The following is a 26,699-nucleotide window of genomic DNA, read 5'->3' on the forward strand; positions in this document are numbered from 1 at the left end:
AAGCCATTGTTTGCCAGAAGGCGTAAGGCAATAGATCAAAAATGCGGCACAAGGTATGCCTATCACGGCGAATCCAATTATAGCTCCCATTACTTATCCTCCTTTTTCTTATTCGTTAATACCAATCCTGCTATTAAGGCTAAAATAGAAGACGTAAAGCCTAGGCCATAAATCAGCCACTTATTATCTTCCATATCCTTGAATAAAGACGCTACCACTACACCTGTAAAGATATATTTCGAGACATCAATCAAATAGTTTCCTAATTTCTCTTTCCACATAACGCAAAAATAGCACAACAAGATGAAAACGCAAAGGTATTTCTATTTTTTCTTGTGGGATTCAGAATTAGTGCTCATCTTTGTGGTGTCGTACATACTGAAAGGTGGGTAACTCGCCAAATCTTATCGCTTAGGGTATTTTTGTCCATAAGTGAGGATATAGATATAACGGTTCTGTAACCCCGTGTGGAACGTTAATGCGTCCACTGCCTTTCAGGTGTACGACAACGGGTAGTGCAGAACCGTTGTCTTTTCTGCTTAACAAACAAATATATCAGTAAATGTCGTACACTGAAAAAAATTGTTTGTCGGTAAATAATAGTACCCAACAACCAACGGCCCAACCCTCCGAAATGGGTAAATACTCCACTCCAGAACTGCAAGCCGCATTCAATACCGGTCGAGAAATCGGAAGAACCGAGGGAATGCTATGCTACATCAAACATGCTTCCGAAAATATGCAAAAGGAGGCTGAGAAGTTAAATTCGAAACTACAGGAACAAAAAGCGAAAGTATAGAAGGTATCGCCATCTGCCTCCGGAAAAAGAAAATCTGACTTATATATTACTTCAGAACGTTCTAATCCGGAGCTCGTGGCTGTTCTCCAGAGAAAGATATTAATAAAGGGCATTGATTGGAATTGCAAACAGCCACAATAGGCAATTCCGGTCTTTGCCCTTTCACTTTTAAATACGACTCATTATGGAAGCGAAGATACAATATTTCCAAAGTCCGGTATTCGGACAAATCAGAGTTACGGTTATAGATGATAAACCAATGTTTGTGGCCAATGATGTGGCAGCGATGTTAGGGTATAGTAATCGATATGATGCTATCAATAGACATTGTAAGGGGGTCGTGAAACACGAGGGGGTCTCAATCACAACAAACCAATATGGTAAAAGTACAGAACAGAAAGTAGAAATCTCTTTCATCCCAGAATCCGATGTTTACCGCTTAGTTATGCGCTCCAAATTACCCGAGGCAGAAAAGTTCCAAGACTGGGTATGCGAAGAGATCCTCCCCGCCATCCGCAAAACCGGCGGTTACATGATTGCCAAAGAAGACGAGACACCGGAGGAGATCATGGCTCGTGCCTTATTGGTTGCCAAAGACACCATGAAGCGCAAAGAAGAACGAATCCGGCAGCTGGAGAAAAAAGTTGAAACCGTAGTAAAAGAAAACAACAAACTACGTCCCAAGGCAGACTTTATGGATAAAATAATGGATGCGGACGAACGTATCGACATCGGCCAGTCCGCAAAAATCCTGAATCTCCCATTCGGCAGAAATACCTTGTTCCAAAAACTTCGTGATATGGGTGTATTCTTCAAGAACAAGAACGAACCGAAGCAGGAATATGTGAAGCGTGGTTATTTCGTCCTAAAAGAGAAATGGATTGACCGGAACAATCACGATGGATTCATGGTCTTAAAAGTGCTCGTTACTCAGAAAGGGCTGGAATTTCTCGCCAACCTCTTTAAGGTGGTAGAGCAACCTAAGGAGGAAGCAGAAGTAATTTGATTAATTCCAACCATTATGCCGAGCGTAACAACTGGGGTCATCAGCACCCCAGTTCAACCACGGTGTTCAGCACCGCAGTTGTTCAACTATTATGCTGGCGCCAACAGTTGATTTTACGATTAAAATTCCTAAATCGCTAAACAATTAGGAGATTATTTATATTTTTGCAAAAAGAAGGCGGTTTATAAGCAAGTCGTGGATTGTAGTTCCACGGGGCTACTTATGAATCGCCTTTCTTCTTTTCCAATAATCTCAATATATTTATGCTATCAGAGATACTATATAACGATGTGCTACCATCCGCCTGCTCTTTCACAAGAATCCAAGACTTTTCGTTTTCCACTTTTGTCTCAAACAAATGAACAATAGCATTATATCCATGCTTATCATTTCCGCAACCAATATATTCCGCATCCTTTATCACAGAAGCTATATCCAAAAGCATTTCATTCTTTTTCTCGTAATATTTATGTGGCTGGTTCAACCACTCTTTTATACCACGACCGGTAATCTGTATATCTTTCCGAAAATCTTTATTCCGAATAACAGTTTGTTTTAATAAAGAAGCCTTTTCCTTGATCTCCTTAAATCTCACTTTATCGGACGCTACATTAATCGAATCCTTTGGCTTTCCATCACCCAGTAACCATTCAGCGAACTCCTCATGATCCATCATAATCGGCGTAGATATGCAAATACAAAACGGGTGCCATCCTGTAAACTTGAAATCCTTCGGGTATTGGCCAGCCTTGGCGTCACACACAGGACACGGACCGTGATTCGTTGGTGAACGTTCCACCTCTATACCGATCACGAAGTCCATATTCTGCCAACGTTCATAATCGGCAGTTCGAAAAGCCTCGTTTGTTTTCGTTGCTGCTAGTCGAAGGGCGTTTTTATAAGATGAACGATAAATACCCTGCCCCGGATGATAATCTTTCATCGGCTGGGATGGGACCAATTTGCCATTCGCGTCCCTTACACGGCGGAAACGACGGTTGGGTTCGTTTAGTAATTGCCGTATATCTTGGCTGATCAACGCAGCCGGACGGCCGGAAGACAAACCCGAAGAAAGATAATACTCCAGATTATCCATAGCTCCGTCCGTTATATCCCAGACACGGGAGGATATGGTTTTACCAAATTCATCCTTACGTTTCAACAGGGTATTCAGCGCATCTGCACTTCTGGAAAACATCTTATCCTTCAACGTACTGGATATGGCCATATCCTTGATATAACCTGTTACCAGTTCATCCGCTTTCCTATTGCCTAAATTCCATACATCGGTAACTGTATTGGATATATTGCTTACGAGCTGCGTATGCAGGTCATCCAACAGACGTTCGATTTGCTTCTCTATGGTAGCGTTGCCTATCCATACACGGTCACCGCCATGATCCGACCATTTAGCCAGAAGAGGTCCTACCCTACGGACAAACTCGTCAAACGAATACTTTATGCTACCTTGTTGCCGGAACAGACATTGCAGGAATTGTCGCTCATGAAATGATAGTTCTTTCATTCTCCATATCCCATTGTTAAGCCGATCATATTATTGCGTTGCGCTGCTGTATCTTCCTCTTCCTCCATCAGCTTCATTTCTTCGTCCAAGTCTTCTGTTAGCGGAGAATGAGCCGTAACCGTGCGCTGAGCGTTAATCGGTTTGCCTCCATTGGCAACAGAGAGTGTTTGCAAGGTTTCAGCCAAATCTTCCGGCAAAATGGAACCAAATTCCACATCGATCAGGTTGTTTACCAGCTGGGGACGATACTTGATGTTGGTAATATTGCATATTCCGGCCAACACGACCGACACACAACGTTGTACGACCGGACCGAATGTTTCCATGTTCTCACTCGCCTTGATAGTGGCATCCATCAGCATGAATTTACGAGCGACACCGGACAGGTTGCCAATGCCTTTCAAGTTATCAAAGGAAAGATCAGGCGTGGATGTACCGGAAAACAGCTCGCATTTGGTTTCTTCCAACTCTTTATCCACAGATGGTTGAGAGCCGTTCCAAGTAAGGTATTCCGCATCGCCATGATACAATTGTTGCGTTTCCGGATGTACTTTAGACGTAAAAGACAATTCTTTGCCGACAGTGTCTTTAGTCGGCAGGTCAGCCACATCGAATGTCTTCAACATCGGATCACCATAGTAATCATTTGTATCCACCATGCGAGAAATACGCATTTCACGAGCATCCATCAGAAACGCTACTTCATCCCATTCAGGTTGGAATACATCGGCATACACAACCGGAATTTTCCCAAATAGATTGGGAACCTCTTTTATCACCCAGCCACCCATTTCATCGATAGCCGTAATAATCTTATCCGCCATCCAAATCGTGCAGCTGTTCCGGATCATACCATTAGAGTTCACTTGGTAACGATGGATAAAGGCATCCATATCATCGTTATCGTCGAAATGGGGATAAAATTCAGAGAAAGTATTTTCATTACGGGGAACAGAAAGTGTTTTTACTTTTAACTCCGTAATCAATTTGCCGTCTAATCCTTTGGAGGTATACGGATAGAACACAAGAGCAGCCTTACTTTCAGAAAGCACCTTGCGAGCGAATGACTTCAAGACGGATTGCATCTTCAACCGGCGTTCCCATACACGCTTGAACTCTTGAAAGCCATCGTTTTGATCAGCTCCGGTAATCGTCATTTGCCCGCCGAACAGGAAAGCGACAGAGGTACGCACCTCCTTCTTCGGAAAGTTGGTTACGATACGGGCCACATCTACGATCTTATCAGGAAGGCGTACTGGTTCACCATTTTTATCCACCAAAGTATCCGAATAGACTTCTAAACGCTTAGGCTCACGCCAGCCAACAGAAGTTTTACGTCGCCGGCGCTCACCGTGGTATTCTCTGTAATATTCTCTTGGTTCCCGGTATTCAATCGTATCGACACATAACGTACTGACTACCTGCCCAAAATCTTCATTCGCAAGAATTTCGCTTATACTTGGCATAATTGTTTTATGCTAAAATATAAAAGCAAATAGTTTTTCGCTGTCAATACGACCAGTCTAGACAAGTTCACTTTGAAATGTAAAAACCAAGAACACATATCAAAACGCAAGTATGTGGCAGAAAAATATCGGGATTTTATCTAACATGTGTCACAAATATCAGAAAAACACTTTCATTTTGCCAATTATCGTCCTCTTGCTACCCGACGTACAGAGTTAGCCTTGCACAACCCAATAAACTCTACATTCTCGGCAAGGATCGTCATTCCGTCAGGTGCGTCGTCATGCTTATTGCCTCCCTCTTTCTTGTAACCGGTAAGCGCTTTCATAAAACGGTCGTAGTCCGAACCTTTCTTATACTCGCTTTCTTCCAAGAAATAACAATGCTTCTTGATCCAACCAGACTTCAACAAGATACGTGTATCCTTATTGGCTGTTGTCGGTTTCGCCTGAATGATACATTTTTCATTCTTTGCCTTTACAGCCTTACGGACATTGAGGGCGAACAAACGACCACCGTTGTTACTCTCGATACGCATATTGTCGCAACGAGTATCAAGGATCAAGGAAACCAACTTCGGTTCGGTGATCTCGACATTATCTTTCGTAAACAGCACATCGGTAATGAAATACTTCGTACCGAATACCTTGGCAATCGGAGCACAGAAATCATCGTCTCCCTCGTCAGCCACATCGGTAGCTCCGATAACACCGTCCGGTTGCTTGCCCTCAATATCAGCCAATTTAAATCGGTTAAGCTCCGATTTCGGGAACAACAACCCGATTGCCTCGATTGGATCTTGCATATACTCGGCACACCAAATGGAATCGTCCGTTTCCTCACGCAATTCGTGATAATACTCTGTCGTATGTACCTCCTCACAAAAAGAACGGTCGTTCTCATCCAAGGCGGCGATACGAATGATCTCGTCATACTTTCCCATCTCCTCCATACGGCCGAGCACGTCAGTGGCAGACCAGCGGGTACCGATGTCGATAGAGCTACAATTTCCTTCGATACGGGAATCATGCGTTCCCTGCTTCCACGACCAGACCTTTTCGTTATTGGTGTCAGATAGTGCATCCTCCAAACTCTTATACAAGTCGTCGGTCATAGCCAACATAGAAGCACCGAAGCCGATCACCGTACCGCCTACACCAGCCCCGAAGTAACTCACCTGCCGGGCAGCTTCCAAGCTCCAGCCATGCACGTTCTGTTTATCACCACGCAATTGTATATCTGGGAAGATTTCCTTAAACCGGGAAGAACGGACGATGTCGCGCGTGTCGTAAGACAGCTTGTTATACAGCGTATCGGAACAGCAGTTGCGCATGACCGACTCTTCCGGGAAGTGACCGAGCATCCAAGCGATGAACAACGAGGATATATAGGACTTACCGGCACGTGGCGGCATGGAAACGGCCAACCTGCGAATAACACCATCTTGATAAGAATCATACACACGAGTAAAAGCGTCCGCCACATGTTTCAAAAATAAGCGTCTGGAAAAGAATTTCGGGTCATAATATAAACAATATGACCAAAAATCATTTTTCGCTTTCCGGCGTCTCAGCACATCCGCCGCCTCTGCCATCAACAACAATATCTCTCTTCTGTTTTTCTCCATAGATAAAATCCTCTAATTGCTCATCGGTCATCCCCTCAAACTTACTTACGGGAGTAAGCCCACTAATGTTAGAATCCTGCCTGTTTTTCCAACGATCTGGATTACCATTTGTCAAGGTGAAAATAATAGCAGCGGTATCCGGCTGGATATGCTTCTTGACTATAGTTTTCTCTTTGATCTTAGGTTTCTGTTTCTCTTTTCCATTCTCATCAACCACAGGTTTACCACTATCGACATACGTGATCTTCGACTCTTCCACCTCATAACCTTGAATCTTCTTTAATAAAGACTTCTGGGCCTCGGCAACAAAGAATTGCATCCGTGCGTCTTCCGCTTTTTTTATAGAGTCGGAAAAGTCGGATTTTGTTTTCATCCAAGTATAGTAAGTATCCTTGTTTATACCGACCAAATCACAAATCTCGGCAATAGTATAGCTATCCTCCCGAATAAGAGAACAAATTCGATCCACCAATTTTTGACTATACTTTGCCATTAAATACTACTCTCCTTTTTCTTCCTTACTAAATTTAAACATAGAATCCGCCATATCAAGGCAATTCTCCAATTCATTCACGATAGCTTTCAACTCAATATATTTACGCTTATCCACCGATGAAGAAACACCTTCACTATTTATCTGTCTCTCCAACTCCGCAAGTTGCAAGCGTTTACGTTCTAATCTCTTCGCTAAAACCTCACGATAAATCATACATAATTTTATTTTCATGGCGAATATCCTTTTCTCTAGTTATTCGCCAAATTTATCAATCTTCCTTAAACAAATCATCATTCGAGAAATCAAGTTCGGGAAAATTTTCCTTAATCTTACTCAGATCCCCTTTATAGAATACAAGCACATTTTGATGCTGCTTACCAATCTTTCGGCTATTACTAAACTGCTTTCCGGCTCTCATAGCCAGACTACCTATGTTGTTAACCAGTATCATCTCATTGTAATAATGCAAGCCTGCCTCCTGGAACGCAGCGATCGTATCAGGAACAAAACTCCGATACACACCACTCTTATCGCGAACCTCTCCTACTACAAACACGGCGAATCGATTAGGCTTCAACAGCGAACAACTCTTCCTAATGATTTCTTTATACGCTTGCAGGAATTCAGGATAATCCATCGTCGATAGGTCTGCCGGATCGTCACTATACACTTCTAGGTCCGCATACGGAGGACAACTAAAAACCAAGTCTGCCTCATAACCTTCTGCCAGGGCATCTATCTCTACACTATCTCCACAAAGCCACAGAGGAGCAAATTTATGACCGCCTTTCCCGCCGAACTCCTCCCCTAATACTTCAACTGCGTTTTTACAGTTGGCTTCGACCTGTTCCGGCCTTAGATCAACACCAAAATAAGTCATATCCAACATAGATGCAACAATACCACGAACGGAGCCACCAGCAAATGGGTCCAGGATACAACCATTGGGAATATTAAACCACCGGTAGGCCAGCTCGCACAGTACCGGGTCAAAGATCGAGGTTCCATCCATAAACGGGATACCATGATCCCGGCAATACTTCTGCAATTCGTTCCACGACGGATCGGCACCTGTTTTTTCACGAATTACGTTACGGGCTTCGTATACTCGGGGTGGTTGCGCTGATCGGCTAAATGTAATCTCCTTCTCCCGGCCATCATCACTCTTTATACCAAGATCAAGCCAGGCACGTTTCCGGTCTTGCCAGTTTCCAAGTTTAGAGTCAAGTACTGAGAAAGGAGGAATAATGAAACGTTCTTTCAAGCTGCCGACACGCTCCTTGTCCGGCATCACATCGTCGATGGAGATATCATCAATATTCAGATCATCGATTTTAAATTCCCAAGCATCCAACTCGTCTGCACCGAAATCTTCAACGATCGCGTCAAAGTCAAATACAGACGTATCAGAGGTATAATTGTCAGCTAGGGCAAGCGCCTTACGCCGAGAATCCTCAGTTGAGAGATCTGTACGCTTGATAGCAATCAATTCCGTACCATCAGACTCCACAATTCGAACCGGTAAGCCTAATTCCAGCGCTTGCTCGTACACTCCGTTCCCTGCAATGATGCAATCATCCTTATCGAAAAGGATAGAACGCCCCGCTCCACAATCCTCCAAACTTTTACGAATCAATCTCTTGTTCTTATCTGTGTGGATGCGATAATTCCGAGGGTCATACTTCAATTCTGTCATAACTTTTATTCTAAAATATAACAGGGGTAATCAATTAACACAAATACAGTTGCAGTTCCCGGATAGCCTGTTCCACGCTCCGAACAATCACATACTTACTACCTGCCATTTCAACTTGGCGTTGGTATTCTTTTTGATCGGGAGATTGTTTTCCCGTCGATGTCTTGAACTCCAAACAAAGGGAAGCATACCCCTTTTTCGGTATCTGAAGGATCACATCAGCTACACCTCGTTTAACGCCTTGGCGCTTCATATTAGCCGCTTCTATTTTATGCCGGCTACCACCGTTCGGGACTGCAAAAAGGAGCCGATCCGGTAGGTTCGGGAAGAATAAAGGAACCTTATTGAAAAACTCCGACTGAATCCGAGCTTCTTCGTTGTCATGATGTTGCTTCTGTTTTGGAGGGTTCTTTTTATCAGAGTAGCAGTTATAACAAACTGGTCCTTCTTCTGTATTGATTACTGATACTGTTTTCTTGTTACAGATGATACAACAATGTTCCTTCATATCCTATTTTAACTAAGATATATAAGAAAAGAAAGATGTTCCTCAAAATAGAAGAACATCTTCCGAGAAATAAAATATCTATTAACTATTTAGTCCTTAGATATCTCCTTTCATCATTAAAGCTATTTTCTCAAGTTTGTAGGCAAATTGATTTATATCGCCGATTAGATGTCCGGACAATAAAAAGCTGTGGCAGGCACGTAACGCGAGGATAAACCAAATGCGCTCTATTGGCTCATACTCACCAAGGAAATCACGTTTGAAGCGAGGCTTGCGATATTTCAAAAGTTCTTTGTAGCAGGTATCTGACAAACCTTTCTTGTTTTTCTTGAATCCATTAGGATAATACTTCGTCAGGAATAGCATAACCTTGTGCCTAAAGCCGTCACGATAACAGGCCATATTATCCAACGAATTTTGCCGAGTCTTCAAGCAATAGTTGTAGGCAATAGACATGAAATCGAGCAAAGTGGTGCTTTGATAAGGTAAATAGGTTTGCACGTCTTTGGCAAAGCTCTGCATTTGGAAGAATTGCTTCACGCTAAGAGGATCCGGATTATAATTGGGAACTAGTATTCTTACATATTGTTCTCTCATGACCGGCCTCCTTTCTGTTCCTGAAGTTTCCGATTGAGCTTCTGATTCTCTGCAAAGAGCTGGTTCATGATGTGGCGTTGGTAAGAGAGCATACCTTCAGTTCTACCGAGAGCACGGCCGGCATCGAATGCGGCTTGCAGTTCTAGTGTGGAGTACTTACCCATTTCGGAGGGTTGAGCCGTTGGTTGTTGGGTACTATTATTCCCCGACAAATCAATGTTACGCTGTTTGGACATAATACAACATTGTTTGTTATAAGTGGATAGACAAAAACGGTTTCGCCTGTCCCATTGTCCTACACCAGCGCGGCAGTTACGGCCATTAAGCCGTATCATGGGGGTACGAAACCGTTATACTTTATAATACGTTCATGTATGGGCATAAAAAATGCCGACACAAAAATTATGTTCGGCGGTCACCCGCCACGCTGATAAATTAGGACATTGCAAAGATAGGAAAGTTTTTTGGAATTTTGTTTGTTGATGTAGAAAATGTAGATAACTTTGAGAAAAATAAAGATATAATTGTAAAGTATGAAGTTTTCAGAATTTTTTAATCCAAAAACAGGGGAATACTTTCAAGCATTTGAATCAGGTGATTTTGAGTATGAGAAACCTATAGAACATTACAAGAATGATTTTATTGTTTATAAGATGATTGATGGAGGAATACCCATCGATGAACTATCCGGGGAAAAAGAGCCTTCAATAAAAGGGTTAGAAACATTTAAGCAAGCCCTTATCGCATGGGATAATTTGTATAAAGCCATGACATCAAATCCCATATCTGCCTCTTGGGTAATTTTATTAACAAAACCTGATTTAAAAAAGAAAGACCAAATCAATTTACTGAAAGAAGAAATGTTATCTCCTGAAAGTTTACTGTCGTTGTATGCTGAAGCAGAGAAGGAAGGTTATACATTGAGCCAATATACTTCAGAATTACTCCCTAATGGAACTGATGAATACTCATTACCTATTGCCATTCATAAAAAAGACGATGGAGGCATTGAGATAATAGGAAAATCGGGGCTAACAGATGGACAGCTAAAAGAAATCGTGGAAAACAGGAAATGCTTGATTGCTAATTTTCTTGATAAAGGGGAAAAATGGCATTGCCTAATCACGACATATGATAGTCTTAAAGGTAAGGAAAAATGGAATAATAATCAACCTCATTTTCATTATATATCAAGCAATTTTGGTATTTCAAGAGAAGAAGTTGTATCACAAATTAAGTCGGGCAAATACAAATTAAACAATTTACCACATATACAATTAGAAGGTTATGGAAAACAACCCAAATAAATTTTTACAGTATCGTAAAAGTCGGTTTTCCAACCTCGATCTACTGCCCTTATATGCGGCAGTAGATCGAGGTTGGAAAACACAGCTGGGTTTCTTATATCAGCTATAGAAATCACCAAGGTGTATATTCTCTTGATCAACATCCTAATAATAGCAAAATAACACTCGAATTCCCTATCGAATTCTGAATTCAATCATCAAAATCAAGAATCAATTGTTTCCCGTTGGCCTTCCATTGCTCAAACGAATAATCGACAGTCATGTTCATTTGCTTTGTTGCCTTGGCCAGCTTGTTCTTCGCTTCATGAAATTCCTTTTTCAGAATTTGGATACGTGCCCAGTCTTCCGCTTGTCGTTTTTGCTTTTGGTTGACGAAGCTGGCGTAAGAGGAGAAATGATCATATAATACATCGTAGCACTGCATTTTGTACTTAATGACTGAGGGTCTTGCTTCTTCATCAACACGGTTTGTGTCAATTGAAAATAACCACCCAAAGACATATCGAAGTGGAATACAATACATCTCACGTTCTTTCCCATCTGCTGCAACCGAGGTCATAATGACCCCGGTTGAACTTAATATTTCATCACGATCAATTCTATTACGTTGAGCTTTGGCGTCTATGCCAAGAACATCACAAATAGGTTTGATAGGGACCAACTGTTTAGGATCATTACCGGCCATGATAGCGACATTGTTTACTTTCGCAATTTCTCTCGTGTTTAATGTTAAATTTGCCATAATTGTAACTTTTAATGATTTTTTATTCAAGGATTATATTCATTCCGCATTTTGTATTTCCTCCACAAACGCTTTCGCCAATTTCAAATACGCTGGGCAAGGAACAGACTTCCTCTCCCATTCCGCCCATTTTTCCTCCCGTATTTTGCGTTGTATTTCACGGTCGTAGATCTCCCGCTGATGCCGACGATATGCCTTGAATTCGATCAAGGCTGCCATAATCACCATCGGATCGACCACACCATAGAACGTACCATATTCCCCTGACTTGAGCTTGAAGAAAAACAACAGCAGTTCAGAAGCTTTAAAATAATAATATTCAACCCGTATCATCACAGCTAGTTCCAAGACTTGCTGAAACGAAGGCTTCTCCTTAACCCCTGCGAATTTGTATAAGTCCATCAAATGGGCAATAATCCAAGTGTTTACCTGCTCATTTGGATAAGTTTGCGACAGCAATGCCAATGATGGAGCATCGCCCAAAAAGGACCGTTCTATGTTTTGGGCACATATCGTCTGTAAAGATGGGTTGAATGTCTTCGCAAAGCTTTCCCCATCCCCATATCTACGAATCACCGAATACGTCTTTTCTGAAGGCACTACGGGCATATTCCATGATTTCTCTATCGGTTTGTTGTTCACGGGCTTTCGCTCCGTCTGTATGTTTAGTATTTCCATGTTCTTGTTTCCTTGCCATTATCTGTGAGACAATTTCATTAAACTTCGAATTAATATTCGTCACACTGAAGTTTTCCAATATCCAACCGTCAGTGATTGAATCCAATAAGTACTTCAAAGCATTCAACACGCCTTGGTCGTCAATAGGTAAATTCTTCTTCTCCCGTTGAAATTTCAACTTCTTGAGCAAAGAAGACATATTTCCCGCATCTTTCGCACTCCAGTAATAGTTGGATGAGAAAAGAGCCTGATAGCGTTCCTCGAAAAGTTTCCTTGCTTCTGAGTTCAACGGATTAGGACGCTTTTTCGGTTTGGATGGTGGATTGTCCGATTGTGCACCCAGTTCCGCCTCCCGTTTCTTCAACTCTTCTTCCAAAACACGTAAAGCCTCCTCCTTTTCCAAAAGCTCTTTTTCTTTTGCTTTGTCAACCCCCTTGGGGGGTGTGGGGGGTATATTAATATTCTTAGTCTTTATCTTAGTCTTATTAATATATGGTTGCGGTTTAGGTTCACGGTTAGGTATAAGATTAGGTTCATGTTTAGGTTGTAGTTTAGGTATCAAATTTTGACACCTAACGATATACCTCGTTTTATCCCGCTGTCCATTTCCTCCCGATTTAAATTCTATCAGACCTGCTTGAACTAATCTATTACGGGCTGTTTTCATCGAATTGACTGACACTCCCACGTCAGACGACACCTTTGCATCGCTACGCGTCCAGCTATCCACCCAGCCTAAACGATTCACTGTTTTCAACAAATAAAAATAAAGCCTCGTTTCACAGCAGGTAAATTGCCAGTCTTCATCCAATTCCCAAAAATTATTTATAAGTTCAATGTAAGTCATCCTTGTAAATTTACGCTATCAATTTCTGACGAATCAGGTTCATATTCTTCTTCACCAGTTTTACTATCTGGTCGTGATACTCACTTACGCCATTGCAAACGGCCCGGGACTGGACGATATTCAGCGTCTTCAAGTTCACCTCTATCGTCTCGATACGCTTGCCACCGGTGTCCTTTGCGGACAGTATCAAGCGATCCGGCCGTCTGTAGTATCCGTTCTGATATACGCAATGGTGCATCGCCTTTCCTTCTTGATAAAACTGGGTAATACTCTCCAACGGGCAAATGACTATGTTGCCATCCGTGATTTTCATTCCGAAAAACTTTTCCATCCGCTCGTAGAAGCCGGCTATATCCTTCATGAGCTTTTCACGCCTACGGATAGCTGCTATACGATCCCTTTCCTGTCTCAACTTAGCTTCTATTGCCGTTTTCTTTTTCAAAAGCCCATCATGTGCAACTTTCAGGTTCTTGGGACAGACATAATGCGCGTTACGCAAGTCCTTGCCGAAATAAGATAGTAAATACATATAATCTTCCCACATGGACGCATCCTTGATAACATAATGGTTACGGTTGCAGATATTGAATGATGGCTTATAGCGAAGTTGACAGAAGCCGTTTTTATACATGTGCTTCAGCATGGATATTTGCCCGGTCTTGAGACACAGTTCCGCATCGTTTCCGCCTTTCAACAAGTCACGTATCAACTTAGACGGGGTTACATCCGGGAACAGTCGATTCAGCCCCCGTTTTTTCAATTCCGGAAGTAATTCTTTCCTTGGATAAAGCTCTCCAAATATCGCATATAAATCACCGTAATAATTATATGGGTTACTTCCATATTCACCCTTGATACTAAGAGGGGAACTATACGCAAATCCGTTACGTCCCATATTTATTGGACGGGCTATGATCGTACGTTTTCCGTCTTCACGAATCCATTCTTGAACAACTTCAGTAAAATCATAATACACCGGGGAAGTTCCCCTACGGGCGTTTTTCCAACATAGTATATGCCGGATCACCTGAAACCCGCCTCTCACTTGCAGGATGGACATATACGCCTCCTCATGGTTCTTCTGCTTTCTGCTGACCTTTACATCTAATTGATGGTGGCAATAAGGGCATTCGGTCTTGTCACCCAATTTACTATTACCCGTATTAACCCATATCTCGCCACATTCAGAGCACCACAACTCATTCTTACATTTGTAAGCTACATGGTCGAACACGTGTTCCTTGGCCCATTCCTCCTGCGCCTTTGTGATGGCGGGAAGCTTTTCGCTCAATCCCGCCACCAACTTTTCCAATCTCGTTCTCGGCTTCATATCAAAACAGGCTCATTTGTTGGACACTCTCATCAACCTTCTTCTTGGCCGGCCTTTTTTTAAGCGATCGGTATTGCTCTTCGGTCAACCTTTTGATGGCCGCCTGACGGGCAGCGTTCTTTTCTTCCTCCGTAAGTTCTACTTTATGGGAAGAAGAAACGGAGCTACCGACAGGAACTTTTCCGACCTCGATATTCTCCTCATCATAATAATGTACGGCCATACCAAAAACCTCCGTATCACTCATCACGACAGAGGTTCCACGCTTACGGGCCTCTCCCAAGATATAACGACAACACTCGTCTATACTCTTTTTAGGATTGGCAAGTCTCGGGGCAAACAGAAGATCTTCCGCCGCCCTCTCCTGCAAATATTTCTGGATTGTATCTTTGAACTCTTTCATAACTTACGGGATTGTCATGGGCATTAATAAATAGGTAAGTTCCTCGTTCCCGGATTGGTTCTCCGGAGTTATCAAGATAGCGCGGCTAGGCTCGCTAAAGGAAAGCCTCGTACGCCCGTCATCGATACATGAGAGTATCTCAAGAAGCAACGATCCCTTAATCCCGATCGAGAACTCATTCCCGTTAAAATCGACCTCCAACGTTTCCTCCGCGGAAGTCGAGAAATCTATATCTTGGGCGAATACGGTCAACTTATCACGAATGATCCTCAAGACGATAAGGCATGAGGCCTTATTGGAGAACACCGATGTCCTTTTAATAGCCCCGATCAGTTGTCCGGTGTCAACAAGTAGTTCCAGCTTATTCGCCTTGGGTACCACAGCTTTCCAATTAGGATATCTCCCCTCCACATTCCGGAACGATATCTCATAGTCATTGAATATGACATCGGACCAATCCGCACCGACCCTCATTTCCATGTTATCGGAGGAAGCCGGAAGTATCGCCTTCAATACCGAGGCTATAGGACGGCTGATTATAACTGAGATCTTGCCAACCTGTCTATCATTGCCCTTTCTCAAGAATCCCATACCATGCCCGTCCGCACCGACAAAGCATACGGTCTCCGGTTCCGTCTCAATAAAGACAGAGCTTAGGACCGGACGGATATCATCATTCCCGGCCAAATTTATGACCTTGGATATCCCATTGAATAAATCCTCCGCGCTCAATGACACAGAGTCCAAGACCTCGATCGATCTTTTTCCCGGATAGGTAGATGGGGCATAACCCACCACCTCGAACTTTCCACCATGGTACTTGATCCTTATCTCACGGGTATCCTTGTTGATGATTATATCAATTGGTTGCTCGGGCAGGTTCCTCAGTCCTTCTAATAAGGAAGTCGGGACACAAATAGATATCTCCTCGTCGAAGATGCACTCAAGGCTGGTGGTTATCCGGCCCTCGCTATTCGATCCGGTGATGAATAACCGGCCTTCCCTCGTCTCAAACAAGAAATGACAAAGGATCGGCGTGGATGATTTGGCGGGTATGATCTTCGCCAAAAGCTGCAATCTTGATAGCAGCGCTGTTTTAGAAATAGAAATCGTCATAGTGCCTGTTTTTTTAAAGGCACCCGGTAAGTCATTGTTTTATGGAAGTTTACAGAAAGAAGAGACCAAACACACATAAACACAAAAAGTTGGATCTCAAACTTTCGTCTAAAATCCAACTCGCTATTTCAACGGCAAAGATAGAGTCATTTTTTTAATCCGCAAATTATTTCCATCTTTTTTTCGTTTTTTTCTTCAAATACATAATCAAGAATCTTGGCATTCAAGCGGTCGATAACGCTAAAATCGGTCTTAACATACCCAGATGTCACCCTATGGGAAGAAGCATGGTTAAGGCAAAAGCCTACTAAATCCAAACTTGCATCGAAATCGTTTTGAGCGAATGTAGCCCAACTATGCCGAAACGAATAGACAGAAATATGAGGAAGGTCGTTTTTTCTTGTTATATCACTTATTCCCTCATTTATACATTTATTGAAATTCTTACTTGATCCATAAGTCTCACAGAAGTTAAACAGCCTTTTTTCTCCAGCATATTTCTCAAGCAAATGAGATAGCCTATCTGGTACGGCTATCTCTATATACGCCTTGTCATCCCTCCTATTAGTAGTCTTACGTCTGCAGTAACACATCTTTCCGTCTCTAAGGTTCTCTTTTTCCATATAATACAGGTCAGCGGTGTTAATTCCGGCAAGACAAAAAACGATCTCGCACACATCCCTAGCACGATCAGCTCTTGATCCATACTCCGCGGATACCGCAAAAAAATCTCGAACGGTTCTAATGTCCAATGCCCTTTTCTCTGGAACTGTAGGTCTAGGTACCCTCACTCCCCTAAACGGGTTATTCCGTATAAGCATCTCGCCGGTATCATAATTATTATACCGCTCGCATCCAGCCATAAACATTGTCTTGATCCGCTTCGGATAGCCATGTTTCTTGTACAAGCTATCTTTCATCGAATCTATCCACTCCTTGAATATAGACGATGTAAGATCAGAGAAGAGAATGTCGTCTTTCCCCATATATTCCTCCAAGCGCCTTAACGCAAGCTTATAATTTATCGACGTGGATTCTCTTCCCTCGTTATCCATCTTAGAGGTAAACCCCTCACAAAATTCAGAAAAAGAAGGTGCGCTAGAATCCCTCCTCAAGAAGTCCAGTATCTTTCTGATATCCCAACATTGTATATCTTCACGATTAAGCCGGGACATATACCCGTCAATAAGAATAGAAATATCCTTGATGATGTAATTATCTATTACCTCACCCTTCCGAACAGACTTAGCCTTGCAGACTTTATCTGTTTTTATATATCCTACCTGTCCGTGATGGGTTACACGAATATAAACAGGATACGTATTGTCTTTTCTCTTAGCTCGTACGCAAATTTTGAAATATGCCATAATTTTTACTGTAAACTATTTGTAAATCATTTATGCTATTCATGCAAAAAAAGCTTGTATGAATAGGGATGTAAGGAGGCTAAAATGAACAAATCCCCTACAGTATCATTACAACAAAGAGCTAATAATCAAGCGGAAAGACTGGGATTCGAACCCAGGGAGCGGTTACCCGCTCACCGCATTTCGAGTGCGGCCCGTTCGACCACTCCGGCATCTTTCCTTGTGGTTGATGTGTACAAAAGTACATAAAATATAGTATCGTTATTCTCTTGAAAGGCTAAAATTACTTTATCAAATACAAAAAAGGGCATTCTTCACAGAACGCCCCTCTTTAAAACATATAACTAATACCTCTAAATTACTTGAAATAACGATTATATAAACCTTCAAATCCTTTGCCATGACGTGCCTCGTCTTTGCACATCTCATGTACGGTATCATGGATTGCGTCCAAATTCTGTTGTTTAGCCAATGTAGCGATACGTTTCTTGTCCTCGCATGCGCCAGCCTCAGCTTCCATACGCTTTTTCAAGTTAGTCTTCGTATCCCAAACTACATCGCCAAGAAGCTCTGCGAACTTAGCAGCGTGCTCAGCCTCTTCCCAAGCGTAACGCTTGAATGCCTCAGCTACCTCAGGATAACCCTCACGGTCTGCTTGACGGCTCATGGCCAAATACATACCAACTTCGGTACATTCTCCCATAAAGTGAGCGTTCAGACCTTCCAAAATCACTGGGTCTACACCTTTAGCAACACCTAGTACATGTTCGTCAACGAATTGTAACGCACCTTCTGTCTCTACTAATTCTTTAAATTTGCTTTTTGGTTGTTTACATTGAGGGCAGAACTCAGGAGCCTCATCACCTTCGTGTACATAACCACATACTGTGCAAATCCATTTCTTTTTCATATATCGCAAAATTTTTATTGGTTGTATGGCACAAAATTAACTAAACTATCCGATACTACCATAATTCATCGATAGATTAATTCTATGTGTTAATCGATAAAAACTATGGAACTTATTTTTGACAGTGATTGTTTACTAAGTAAATATTTATTTATATGGATACATCTAAGATTATTAGTTTATTAGGAGACAAAAGTGATTATTATTTAAATCACGTATGTAAGACTATTGATAAATCGCTGCTTCATCTTCCATCACCCACTTGCGTGGACGATGTGTGGGTCAATTCAGATAGAAACATACAGACTCTCAATAGTCTGCAAACCTTGTTGGGGCACGGAAGATTAGCTAACACCGGATATGTTTCTATCCTCCCGGTAGATCAAGATATCGAGCATACCGCAGGGTCTTCCTTCGCTCCAAACCCCATTTATTTCGATCCGGAGAATATCGTAAAATTAGCGATCGAGGGTGGTTGCAACGCAGTCGCTTCTACGTTCGGCATACTAGGGTCAGTCGCACGAAAATATGCCCATAAGATTCCATTCTTGGTAAAACTAAATCATAATGAGCTTCTTACTTATCCGAATTCTTACAATCAAATCTTATTCGGCACGGTGAAGGAAGCATGGAATATGGGCGCCGTAGCTGTAGGGGCCACGATCTATTTCGGATCAGAGCAAAGCCGACGTCAGCTAGTCGAGATTGCCGACGCATTCGAGTATGCCCATGAACTAGGTATGGCGACCGTATTATGGTGCTATTTACGAAACAGCTCTTTTAAAAAGGATGGCATCGACTATTCCGCGGCAGCCGATTTGACCGGACAGGCTAATCACCTTGGCGTCACGATCAAGGCCGATATCATCAAGCAGAAGCTACCGGAGAACAACGGAGGTTTCACCGCTATCAATTTCGGGAAGATCGATCAAAAGATGTACACAGAGTTAACGACAGAACATCCGATCGACCTCTGCCGTTACCAAGTTGCTAATAATTATATGGGACGTGTCGGGCTTATCAACTCCGGTGGGGAATCTCATGGCGCCTCAGATCTTAAAGACGCTGTCGTCACCGCTGTCATAAACAAACGTGCGGGTGGCATGGGGCTGATTAGCGGAAGAAAGGCGTTCCAACGTCCGATGAAAGACGGCGTGGAGTTACTTCATTCAATTCAAGATATTTATTTGGATAAGGATATTACTATCGCTTAGTTTGTTATTGCGTTGAGAAAAGAAGGCCGTCCATCAAAGCTATATACTTTGGGGACGGCCTTCAAATTTTATTTCTTCAACCACATATCCAACCACTCAAAGAATGTGCGTTGCCATAGAACGCCATTCTGGGGCTTCAATACCCAATGGTTCTCATCCGGATAAATCAGCAACTCGGCCGGTACACCCCGAAGAACCGCGGCGTTAAACGCTGCCATTCCTTGATTAGCCAAGATCCGGTAATCCTTCTCTCCATGGATACAAAGGATAGGCGTATCCCATTTGTCCACGAACTTATGCGGGGAGTTCGCGAATGTACGCTGAGCCGTAGCGTTTTGCTTTTCCCAGTACGCTCCACCCATATCCCAATTGGCGAACCACATCTCTTCCGTTTCCAGATACTGCATTTCCATATTAAAGATACCATCGTGGGCGATAAACACCTTGAAACGTTTATCATGATGACCTGCCAACCAATATACGGAGAATCCACCGAAGCTGGCGCCTACACAACCCAAGCGATCCTTATTTACATACGGTTCCTTGGCTACCTCGTCAATAGCGGTGAAATAGTCTTTCATGCATTGTCCGCCATAATCGCCACTGACAGCCTCATTCCATTCCAAGCCAAATCCGGGAAGCCCCCGACGGTTCGGTGCCACGATAATATAATCATTAGCCGCCATGATCTGGAAATTCCAGCGGTAAGACCAGAACTGGCTAACAGGGCTTTGCGGGCCACCCTCACAGAACAACAAGGTAGGATACTTCTTATTCGGATCGAACTGAGGCGGATAGATAACCCACGTTAGCATCTGCTTGCCATCTGTCGTCTTCATCCAACGCTCCTCCACCTTACCCATCGTAAGCTGGTCGTAAATATGCTTGTTCTCGAACGTAAGTTGAGTTACCGTATGATCCCCTGTCAAATCGATCGAATAGATCTCGTCTCCCATGCTCATGGAATGACGTTGAGCGATCAGCTTATCGCCCAGAAGAGCGACAGAGGCGTAATCGTACATACCTTCGGTCAGCGGGGTAATCTTATTGCCATTCGCCAAGTCTATCTGATAAACCTGCGACTCGCCATGCCAAACGCCCGTGAAATAGATACGCTCGCAATCAGCGCTCCAGCAATAAGAGTCCACGTTGGAGTCAAAATCCTTGCTTACGAATGTTTTCTCACCCGTCTCCAGATTCATTACCATCAAGCGATTTTGATCCGCCTCGTAACCATCCCGTTCCATACTTAACCAAGCGATGCTCTTTCCGTCCGGAGAATAGGTGGGATTCGTATCATATCCCTTGTTCTCTTCCGTTATATTGGTCGTTTGCTTCGTATTCAGATCATATACATAAATATCCGAATTCGTGGAGATCGCATATTCTTTACCCGTCTTTTTGCGGCTGGTATAGGCAATCTTGTCCGAGGTAGTGTTCCAAGCCAATTGCTCGATACCGCCAAACGGCTTCATCGGGCTCTCAAACAACTCGCCCTCCATCACATCCACAGGATTGCTGATCGATTCGCCATCGAAATCGGCGACAAAAGGATGCGGAACGGTAGTCACCCACTCATCCCAATGCTTGTACATTAAATCCGTAATGATAACACCTGTCGCCTTATCCAAATCCGGATATTTATCAGCGGTACTGTTCACGGTTTTCACTTGCGAGATAAACAAGACCTTTTTCTCATCGGGAGAGAAAGCGAAACCCTCGATATCCTTATCATAATCGGAAAGTCGCTTACGGTCCGTCCCATCCGGATTCATTTCCCAAAGCTGGCTGCTACCGCTCTCGTTACATAAGAAAGCGATCTTGGTTCCTCCTTTGATCCATACGGCCTCGTTCTCAGCGAATCCGGTTTTCGTGATTTGCTTATTATCCGATCCGTCCGCGTTCATCACGAAGACCTCACGGTTGCTCTTGTTTTCCGGTACACTATAGTACGCCACCGTATACACCACTCTTTTCCCGTCCGGAGATACGTTCATACCGCCGATACGTCCCATGGCCCACAAAGCCTCCGGGGTCATGCGGCCGTCTTTGATCCGGATGTCCGACTTCCCGATAAGGTTCTTATCGCCGGTCTCCTTCACGTTCACATCCGTAGCCGGATTGCAAGCACCTAACAGTAGGGATGTTGCCATAATCATTGTTCCGATAGATTTATTCATGCCGTTATAATATATTACAATTTGAGTGCGAAAGTACTAAATATAATTTATATCTTCGCGTTACTAATTATAAGAACTGAACAGTATGAATAAGATTTGGTTATTTGGAGCCGCTGTATGTATGGTATTAGCACTCGGCTCATGTAAACCTAAACAGAGCGCGTACAAGGCTGCTTACGAACAGGCCAAAGAAAAAGAGTCGACAGCTCCTGTTGAGGTTGTAGAACAAGAGGAAGAAGTTGTTGAGGTCGCTCCTGTCTCAAAACCCAGAACCTCTACGGCTACCACTCGTACGGAAAAAATCAACGCCGCTCAAGGTGAGGACGCCAGCCGTCTGAAACGTTATAGCGTCGTTGTCGGTAGTTTCAAGAACAAGACAAACGCTTACGCATTAAAAGAACGTATGCAGAATGATGGTTACAACGCAGTGTTGGGCGAGAACGAGCAAGGGATGTTGCGTGTGATCGTCGCTAGCTTCGACAATAAAGCGGACGCCGCCGATAGCCGTGACGCCATCAAGGCGAAATACGCTCCTAACTTCCAAGATGCTTGGTTATTGGAGAGAGCTTATTAATTGTAAGCTATCAGAAAAGATAAAAGCGGAAGGTCTCGTTAGCCTGTAAGAAGAATCTTGCAGGTTATCGAGACCATTCTATTTGAAGGAAACATAAGGACATAAAAATAGCCCGACTTCAACAGCCGAGCCACTTTTCACCAATCTAATCTAACTTAACCTAAAACAAAAACCATCTTTTTGCCTTTCTCTTCTTATATCCTAACAACCTTTTTACCTTAAAAACGTAATACCTATTCGAAATTGTATAAACTCAAAACATCTAAACACATATGATATAAACGAATTACTCTTCATAAACCGGCCACGCACCTTCTTTCGTACAAACGAAAGCCGCTGTCTTTACAGCGAAATGATGGGCCTCGCTTAAGGACTTCCCCTTTAAGAGCGAAATGATTAGAGCCCCCGAAAAAGCATCCCCCGCCCCGACCGTATCCGCCACCGTGACCTCCGGCGTGGGCAACGTAGAGATCTCCTCTCTCGTATAAATCGTACTATGGGAGCTCCCCGCAGTCAAGACAAACATCCGAAGGCCGTATTTCTCAATAAACCATAAAGCCACTTCCCTCTCAGTTCCATTCAAGCCGAATAAGTCCCGAAGAACGTTAAACTCCTCATCATTCACCTTCAACACATTCGCTAAGTACAAAGACTCCTCGATCAACTCCTTATCATAGTATCGCTGGCGAAGATTGATATCCAGCAAACGATAAGCGTCTTTCGGCGCAAACGACGAGATCGCTTGTATCGTCTCCCGGGACTGACGGGAACGCTGGGCTAATGTACCGAAACAAATAGCGTCCGCTTTCTCCGCCAAATCAATCGCGTCGGATGTAGGCGATATATGATCCCAAGCCACTCGCTCATGAATCGTATAAGTAGGGATACCTTCTCGTAACTCTACCTGAACGGTTCCCGTCGGGTAAGGCACTTTCTCGATCAAATGCTGGATATGATTCTTATCCAACTCATCAACGATTTCTTTACCCAACTCATCATCTCCGACAGCGCTGATAGCATATCCCTCAGCACCTAGGCAAGACGCATGATAGACAAAATTAATCGGGGCCCCCCCAGCCTTTTTCCCGGAAGGAAGCATATCCCATAATAATTCTCCAATCCCAACGACAATTGGTTTACGTCTTGATTCAGTCACCTGTTCCATGGTCTTTCTATTAAAAACAACTTTCGTACTTATCGACACCGCAAAAGTATATCATCGTTATAAATACAACGATAACTATAGCTACAAGATAAATCACACAAGTTACATAAAAGATTTATTTTCAAGGGACAATAACAGACGTTACCCGTATGTAACATCTGTACAAGCAGCATCCTTACAAAGACTCTATAAACTCGGTTGGCGTTATATTATAAACCGCTTTAAAGCATTTGGAGAAATAGGCCGGCGAGCCGAATCCCGTGGCATAAGCAACCTCGCTAATCGTTCCGGATCGCTGCTTCAATAGGGCGGATGCCTTTTTCAAACGATAGTTACGCAAAAAGTCCGTAGGGGTAATCCCGGACAACTCCTTCACCTTTCGATATAAATGCACACGAGACAGGCCCAGTTTCTCACTGCCTTTCTCTATACTGAAATCGGGATCGCTATAATTCTCCTCTATCAAAGCGATAAACTTACGCATAAACAAATCATCCAGACTCTCTACCTTCCCTTTTGTCTCGATGGAAAGTCCCGCAGGCGATTGAGACTCTTTCAAGAAAACCTCTCGCAAACGATTACGTTCTTCCAACAATTTAATGATACGTAATTTCACGATCTCGATATTGAACGGTTTCTGGATATATTCATCCGCTCCCCCCTCAAATCCATACAAGCGTTGACTGTCATCCGAAAGAGCCGTAAGCAAGATTACCGGGATATGACTGAGGGCCATATCCGACTTAACCCGGCGGCAAAGCTCGAAGCCATTCATCTCCGGCATCATCACGTCACTGACGACCAGTGATACATTTTCCTTCAATAGAATATCCAAGGCCTTGGCACCATTCTCCGCTACAAGTACATTAAAATTCCCGGACAACTCATGCTGTAAATAAGCGCGAATATCCCAATCATCCTCAACGATCAAGATCATATAATCATATTTCTTATTCAACGTTTCTTGAACTTGGGATATATCCAAATGCGCTACACCAGAGGACGATTCGGTCGCATTCGACAGAAAGACACAAGATTCATCAAAATGAGATTTACCTTTCGGGATCTGAACAGTAAACACTGTCCGTTCGCCTTGCTCGCTTTCCACGTGGATCGAGCCTTTATGCATAAGGACAAATTCCCGTGTCAGATGCAGTCCGATACCCGTTCCCGGAGCATAGCTTTGCCCGCTTGTAAAAAAGCGCTCGAATACGGAGGCTAGGTTTTCCGGGGGAATACCCTCTCCATTATCTTCCACCGATAAGACAACCTCCGTCTCCTCCTCCCGCAAACGAATCGTAATCTTCCCCTGCTCCGGGGTAAACTTAAAAGCGTTCGAAAGCAAGTTCGTTAATATCTTCTCCATTTTGTCCGTATCCACCCAAACAAAAAGAGAATCCATTTCATGCAGGAAGGTATAATCAATTCGCTTACTCTGGGCCAGAGTATTAAAATAAGATTTCACCTCTTGGATTAAAAAGACCAAATCCATCTTAGTAACCCGCAATCCCATCTTATTATTCTCTATCTTCCGGAAATCCAGCAATTGGTCGATCACACGTTTCAAGCGTTCCGCATTCTTCTTAACGATGCGGATATCATCCGCGAAAGCGCCTGCCGGGGCATCTTGCGCCATCTTGTTCAGAGGCCCTAGAATCAAGGTCAAAGGAGTCTTTATCTCGTGAGATACATTCGTAAAGAACTGCAATTTCTGTGTCGTGACTTGCTCGATACGCTGGTTTGCTACCGAGAGTTCCTCTTTCTGTTGTTGTACCAAACGATTTTTCTCATTCAACAAATGATTCTTCTGGCGCACTTTACGATTAATATAAACCGTGTAAATAGCGGAACCACCCAACAAAAGCGCCAATATCAAGATAATAATCAAGGAACTATAAAGAAAGTTATATTTCGAGAGCAATTGCGACAAATTCGCACGCTGTTTCTCGATCTGGCGTTGATATTCTACCAACCGATCTGATTGTAAATAAAGGGTACCGGCGTTGGTCTTATCGATCATAGCGGTGCTTAACGCATACTTTTTCGTATAAGCTTGTCCGCTTAAGATCTGCCAAGCTACCTTAATAGCCACCCCACCACCTGTCGGATAATAAAAAGAGGCATCCAACTTACCCTGCGCAACCGCCTCCACGCCCAAGCCTCCTCCCAAGAGTCCATCCACGCCTATAAATTCAACGTGTCCCACCAGCGACGAATCTCGCTCCTCAATCGCCTCACGGGCCCCTAAGGCCATCATATCATTATGAGCGAAAACGATATCGACATCCTCTATGGAATCCAGCTTCAAGACTTCCTCATAGGCATTCTTCCTGTACCAATACCCATCCAACTCCCGGATTTTCACATTCGGATCAATAGACATCGCATCGACAAAACCTTGATGTCTTTCTGTAGCGGAGGAAGAGCCTCTCCGTCCCCATATCTCTAAAATCGTTGTCTCCCCCTTGATCAAGGAGCTGATGTACATTCCGATCGAGCGACCGATCTCGTAATTATCCGCTCCAATATACGTCGTATATTCATCGCTATTAATTTTCCGGTCCAATATGATAGTGGGAATACCAGCCCTGTACGCCTCAACAGCGACAGGCGTAACAGGCTCGGTCTCATTCGACGATATAATCAGCAAATCCACCTTTTTCTTGATAAAACCTTTTATCTGGCTGATCTGAGTATCATTATCTTGAATGGCATCCATTACGACCAACTCGATCTCCGGATGATTTAAAGCCTCTACTTCCATATCACGTATCATGGATTGACGCCAAATATCCGTCATCGAGCATTGAGATACACCGATGACATATTTCTTTTCTTTTTTACCGGGCGAACAGGCAAAGCAAAGAATAAGGAATAGCCAAAGCAGGATATAAAGCGGGTTTCCTTTCATGTGGTATATTTAATTCGATCGTTTATTCTACAAAGATACTACAAAAAAGTGGAATACAGAAGAATGAAGTAATAGAATTGATTTACAGAGGTTTCATTTAAGCAGCCGATTATCTCCAACGCCACCACAATCCTTGCCGAAGCCAAGTCAAGACGTCGCAACGTTACTTGTTCGTAACCACACCATATAGGTGACGAAATTGGCACGAATGGCAAAACAAGGCGTTGTGATATA

25 protein-coding genes and 1 tRNA gene are annotated in these 26,699 nt (G+C 43.2%); 5 read left to right on the plus strand and 21 right to left on the minus strand.

All coding sequences use genetic code 11. From position 1 onward, the window contains the following. Positions 1–89: 89 nt before the first annotated feature. The gene (locus DWX33_RS13395; RefSeq protein WP_008780357.1) at positions 90–281 is read right to left on the minus strand and encodes a DUF6722 family protein; all 192 of its coding nucleotides are present in this window, start codon (positions 279–281) and stop codon (positions 90–92) included. 281 nt (positions 282–562) lie between these two features. Here DWX33_RS13395 and DWX33_RS13400 point away from each other — a divergent pair, with 281 nt between their 5' ends. Then, positions 563–799 carry a hypothetical protein gene (locus DWX33_RS13400; RefSeq protein WP_122369135.1) on the plus strand — a complete coding sequence of 79 codons (237 nt, stop codon included), beginning with the start codon at positions 563–565 and terminating at the stop codon, positions 797–799. Between the two features lie 184 nt (positions 800–983). Then, positions 984–1,805 (plus strand): BRO family protein, encoded by an 822-nt coding sequence (locus tag DWX33_RS13405; RefSeq protein ID WP_057316570.1) that lies wholly within the window; start codon positions 984–986, stop codon positions 1,803–1,805. 220 nt (positions 1,806–2,025) lie between these two features. Here DWX33_RS13405 and DWX33_RS13410 read toward each other — a convergent pair whose 3' ends face one another. From DWX33_RS13410 to DWX33_RS13445, 8 genes are all read right to left on the minus strand, one after another. Beyond that, positions 2,026–3,330 (minus strand): hypothetical protein, encoded by a 1,305-nt coding sequence (locus DWX33_RS13410; RefSeq protein WP_057316572.1) that lies wholly within the window; start codon positions 3,328–3,330, stop codon positions 2,026–2,028. Beyond that, entirely contained in the window at positions 3,327–4,796 is a 1,470-nt protein-coding gene (locus DWX33_RS13415) for a phage portal protein (protein WP_122369136.1), read from the minus strand. The genes DWX33_RS13410 and DWX33_RS13415 overlap by 4 nt, the downstream gene beginning before the upstream one ends. A 185-nt stretch (positions 4,797–4,981) precedes the next feature. Next, complete coding sequence (gene terL / locus DWX33_RS13420) at positions 4,982–6,424, minus strand: phage terminase large subunit (protein ID WP_172718852.1); 1,443 nt, start codon at positions 6,422–6,424, stop codon at positions 4,982–4,984. Next, positions 6,345–6,917: a phBC6A51 family helix-turn-helix protein gene (locus tag DWX33_RS13425; protein WP_057316578.1), complete on the minus strand. Its 573-nt coding sequence runs from the start codon at positions 6,915–6,917 to the stop codon at positions 6,345–6,347. The genes terL and DWX33_RS13425 overlap by 80 nt, the downstream gene beginning before the upstream one ends. A gap of 6 nt (positions 6,918–6,923) precedes the next feature. Continuing rightward, positions 6,924–7,151 carry a hypothetical protein gene (locus tag DWX33_RS13430; protein ID WP_128616836.1) on the minus strand — a complete coding sequence of 76 codons (228 nt, stop codon included), beginning with the start codon at positions 7,149–7,151 and terminating at the stop codon, positions 6,924–6,926. A 37-nt stretch (positions 7,152–7,188) separates the two neighbouring features. Beyond that, the gene (locus tag DWX33_RS22890) at positions 7,189–8,616 is read right to left on the minus strand and encodes an SAM-dependent methyltransferase (RefSeq protein WP_122369138.1); all 1,428 of its coding nucleotides are present in this window, start codon (positions 8,614–8,616) and stop codon (positions 7,189–7,191) included. Between the two features lie 34 nt (positions 8,617–8,650). Then, positions 8,651–9,124 carry a VRR-NUC domain-containing protein gene (locus DWX33_RS13440; protein WP_122369139.1) on the minus strand — a complete coding sequence of 158 codons (474 nt, stop codon included), beginning with the start codon at positions 9,122–9,124 and terminating at the stop codon, positions 8,651–8,653. A gap of 96 nt (positions 9,125–9,220) precedes the next feature. Then, the gene (locus DWX33_RS13445) at positions 9,221–9,721 is read right to left on the minus strand and encodes a hypothetical protein (RefSeq protein WP_122369140.1); all 501 of its coding nucleotides are present in this window, start codon (positions 9,719–9,721) and stop codon (positions 9,221–9,223) included. Between the two features lie 533 nt (positions 9,722–10,254). On the opposite strand from DWX33_RS13445, the gene DWX33_RS13455 reads away from it, so the two are divergent. Further along, positions 10,255–11,028, plus strand: a complete 774-nt coding sequence (locus DWX33_RS13455; RefSeq protein ID WP_122369141.1) for a hypothetical protein — start codon at positions 10,255–10,257, stop codon at positions 11,026–11,028. A 190-nt stretch (positions 11,029–11,218) separates the two neighbouring features. Here DWX33_RS13455 and DWX33_RS13460 read toward each other — a convergent pair whose 3' ends face one another. The 9 genes from DWX33_RS13460 to DWX33_RS13500 all read right to left on the minus strand — a co-directional run bounded on the left by DWX33_RS13460 (position 11,219) and on the right by DWX33_RS13500 (position 18,421). Next, entirely contained in the window at positions 11,219–11,770 is a 552-nt protein-coding gene (locus DWX33_RS13460; protein WP_122369142.1) for a phage antirepressor N-terminal domain-containing protein, read from the minus strand. Positions 11,771–11,809: 39 nt separating this feature from the next. After that, positions 11,810–12,346, minus strand: coding sequence for a DUF6633 family protein (locus tag DWX33_RS13465; RefSeq protein ID WP_233563946.1), 537 nt, complete (start codon positions 12,344–12,346; stop codon positions 11,810–11,812). Continuing rightward, positions 12,336–13,295, minus strand: coding sequence for a hypothetical protein (locus DWX33_RS22895; RefSeq protein ID WP_233570184.1), 960 nt, complete (start codon positions 13,293–13,295; stop codon positions 12,336–12,338). Before DWX33_RS22895 ends, DWX33_RS13465 begins: the two co-directional genes overlap by 11 nt. Positions 13,296–13,305: 10 nt before the next feature. After that, complete coding sequence (locus DWX33_RS13475; protein ID WP_122369144.1) at positions 13,306–14,625, minus strand: PcfJ domain-containing protein; 1,320 nt, start codon at positions 14,623–14,625, stop codon at positions 13,306–13,308. Between the two features lies 1 nt (position 14,626). Continuing rightward, positions 14,627–15,028 (minus strand): PcfK-like family protein, encoded by a 402-nt coding sequence (locus DWX33_RS13480; RefSeq protein WP_008780338.1) that lies wholly within the window; start codon positions 15,026–15,028, stop codon positions 14,627–14,629. 3 nt (positions 15,029–15,031) lie between these two features. Next, on the minus strand, positions 15,032–16,144 hold the full coding sequence (gene dnaN, locus DWX33_RS13485) for a DNA polymerase III subunit beta (protein ID WP_057316599.1): 1,113 nt from the start codon (positions 16,142–16,144) through the stop codon (positions 15,032–15,034). 146 nt (positions 16,145–16,290) lie between these two features. Further along, positions 16,291–17,511, minus strand: coding sequence for a tyrosine recombinase XerC (gene xerC / locus DWX33_RS13490; RefSeq protein ID WP_008780336.1), 1,221 nt, complete (start codon positions 17,509–17,511; stop codon positions 16,291–16,293). Between the two features lie 133 nt (positions 17,512–17,644). Next, positions 17,645–17,731 (minus strand) — tRNA-Ser (locus DWX33_RS13495). 138 nt (positions 17,732–17,869) lie between these two features. After that, positions 17,870–18,421, minus strand: coding sequence for an NADH peroxidase (locus tag DWX33_RS13500; RefSeq protein WP_005856013.1), 552 nt, complete (start codon positions 18,419–18,421; stop codon positions 17,870–17,872). A 155-nt stretch (positions 18,422–18,576) separates the two neighbouring features. Between DWX33_RS13500 and DWX33_RS13505 the strand changes: the two genes are divergently transcribed. Beyond that, a complete protein-coding gene (locus tag DWX33_RS13505; protein ID WP_008771817.1) occupies positions 18,577–19,635 on the plus strand; it encodes a class I fructose-bisphosphate aldolase in 1,059 nt (352 codons plus the stop codon). Positions 19,636–19,703: 68 nt separating this feature from the next. Here DWX33_RS13505 and DWX33_RS13510 read toward each other — a convergent pair whose 3' ends face one another. Continuing rightward, positions 19,704–21,815, minus strand: coding sequence for a S9 family peptidase (locus DWX33_RS13510; protein ID WP_195205579.1), 2,112 nt, complete (start codon positions 21,813–21,815; stop codon positions 19,704–19,706). Positions 21,816–21,900: 85 nt separating this feature from the next. On the opposite strand from DWX33_RS13510, the gene DWX33_RS13515 reads away from it, so the two are divergent. Then, positions 21,901–22,389, plus strand: a complete 489-nt coding sequence (locus DWX33_RS13515) for an SPOR domain-containing protein (RefSeq protein WP_005856008.1) — start codon at positions 21,901–21,903, stop codon at positions 22,387–22,389. Between the two features lie 286 nt (positions 22,390–22,675). Here DWX33_RS13515 and DWX33_RS13520 read toward each other — a convergent pair whose 3' ends face one another. Together DWX33_RS13520 and DWX33_RS13525 are read right to left on the minus strand one after the other, a co-directional pair. After that, the gene (locus DWX33_RS13520) at positions 22,676–23,554 is read right to left on the minus strand and encodes a carbohydrate kinase (protein WP_005856006.1); all 879 of its coding nucleotides are present in this window, start codon (positions 23,552–23,554) and stop codon (positions 22,676–22,678) included. A 175-nt stretch (positions 23,555–23,729) separates the two neighbouring features. Then, on the minus strand, positions 23,730–26,465 hold the full coding sequence (locus DWX33_RS13525) for a substrate-binding domain-containing protein (RefSeq protein ID WP_122380537.1): 2,736 nt from the start codon (positions 26,463–26,465) through the stop codon (positions 23,730–23,732). Between the last annotated feature and the right edge of the window lie 234 nt (positions 26,466–26,699).

Source organism: Parabacteroides sp. AF19-14 (assembly GCF_003635485.1).
Taxonomy (GTDB): Bacteria; Bacteroidota; Bacteroidia; order Bacteroidales; family Tannerellaceae; genus Parabacteroides; species Parabacteroides distasonis.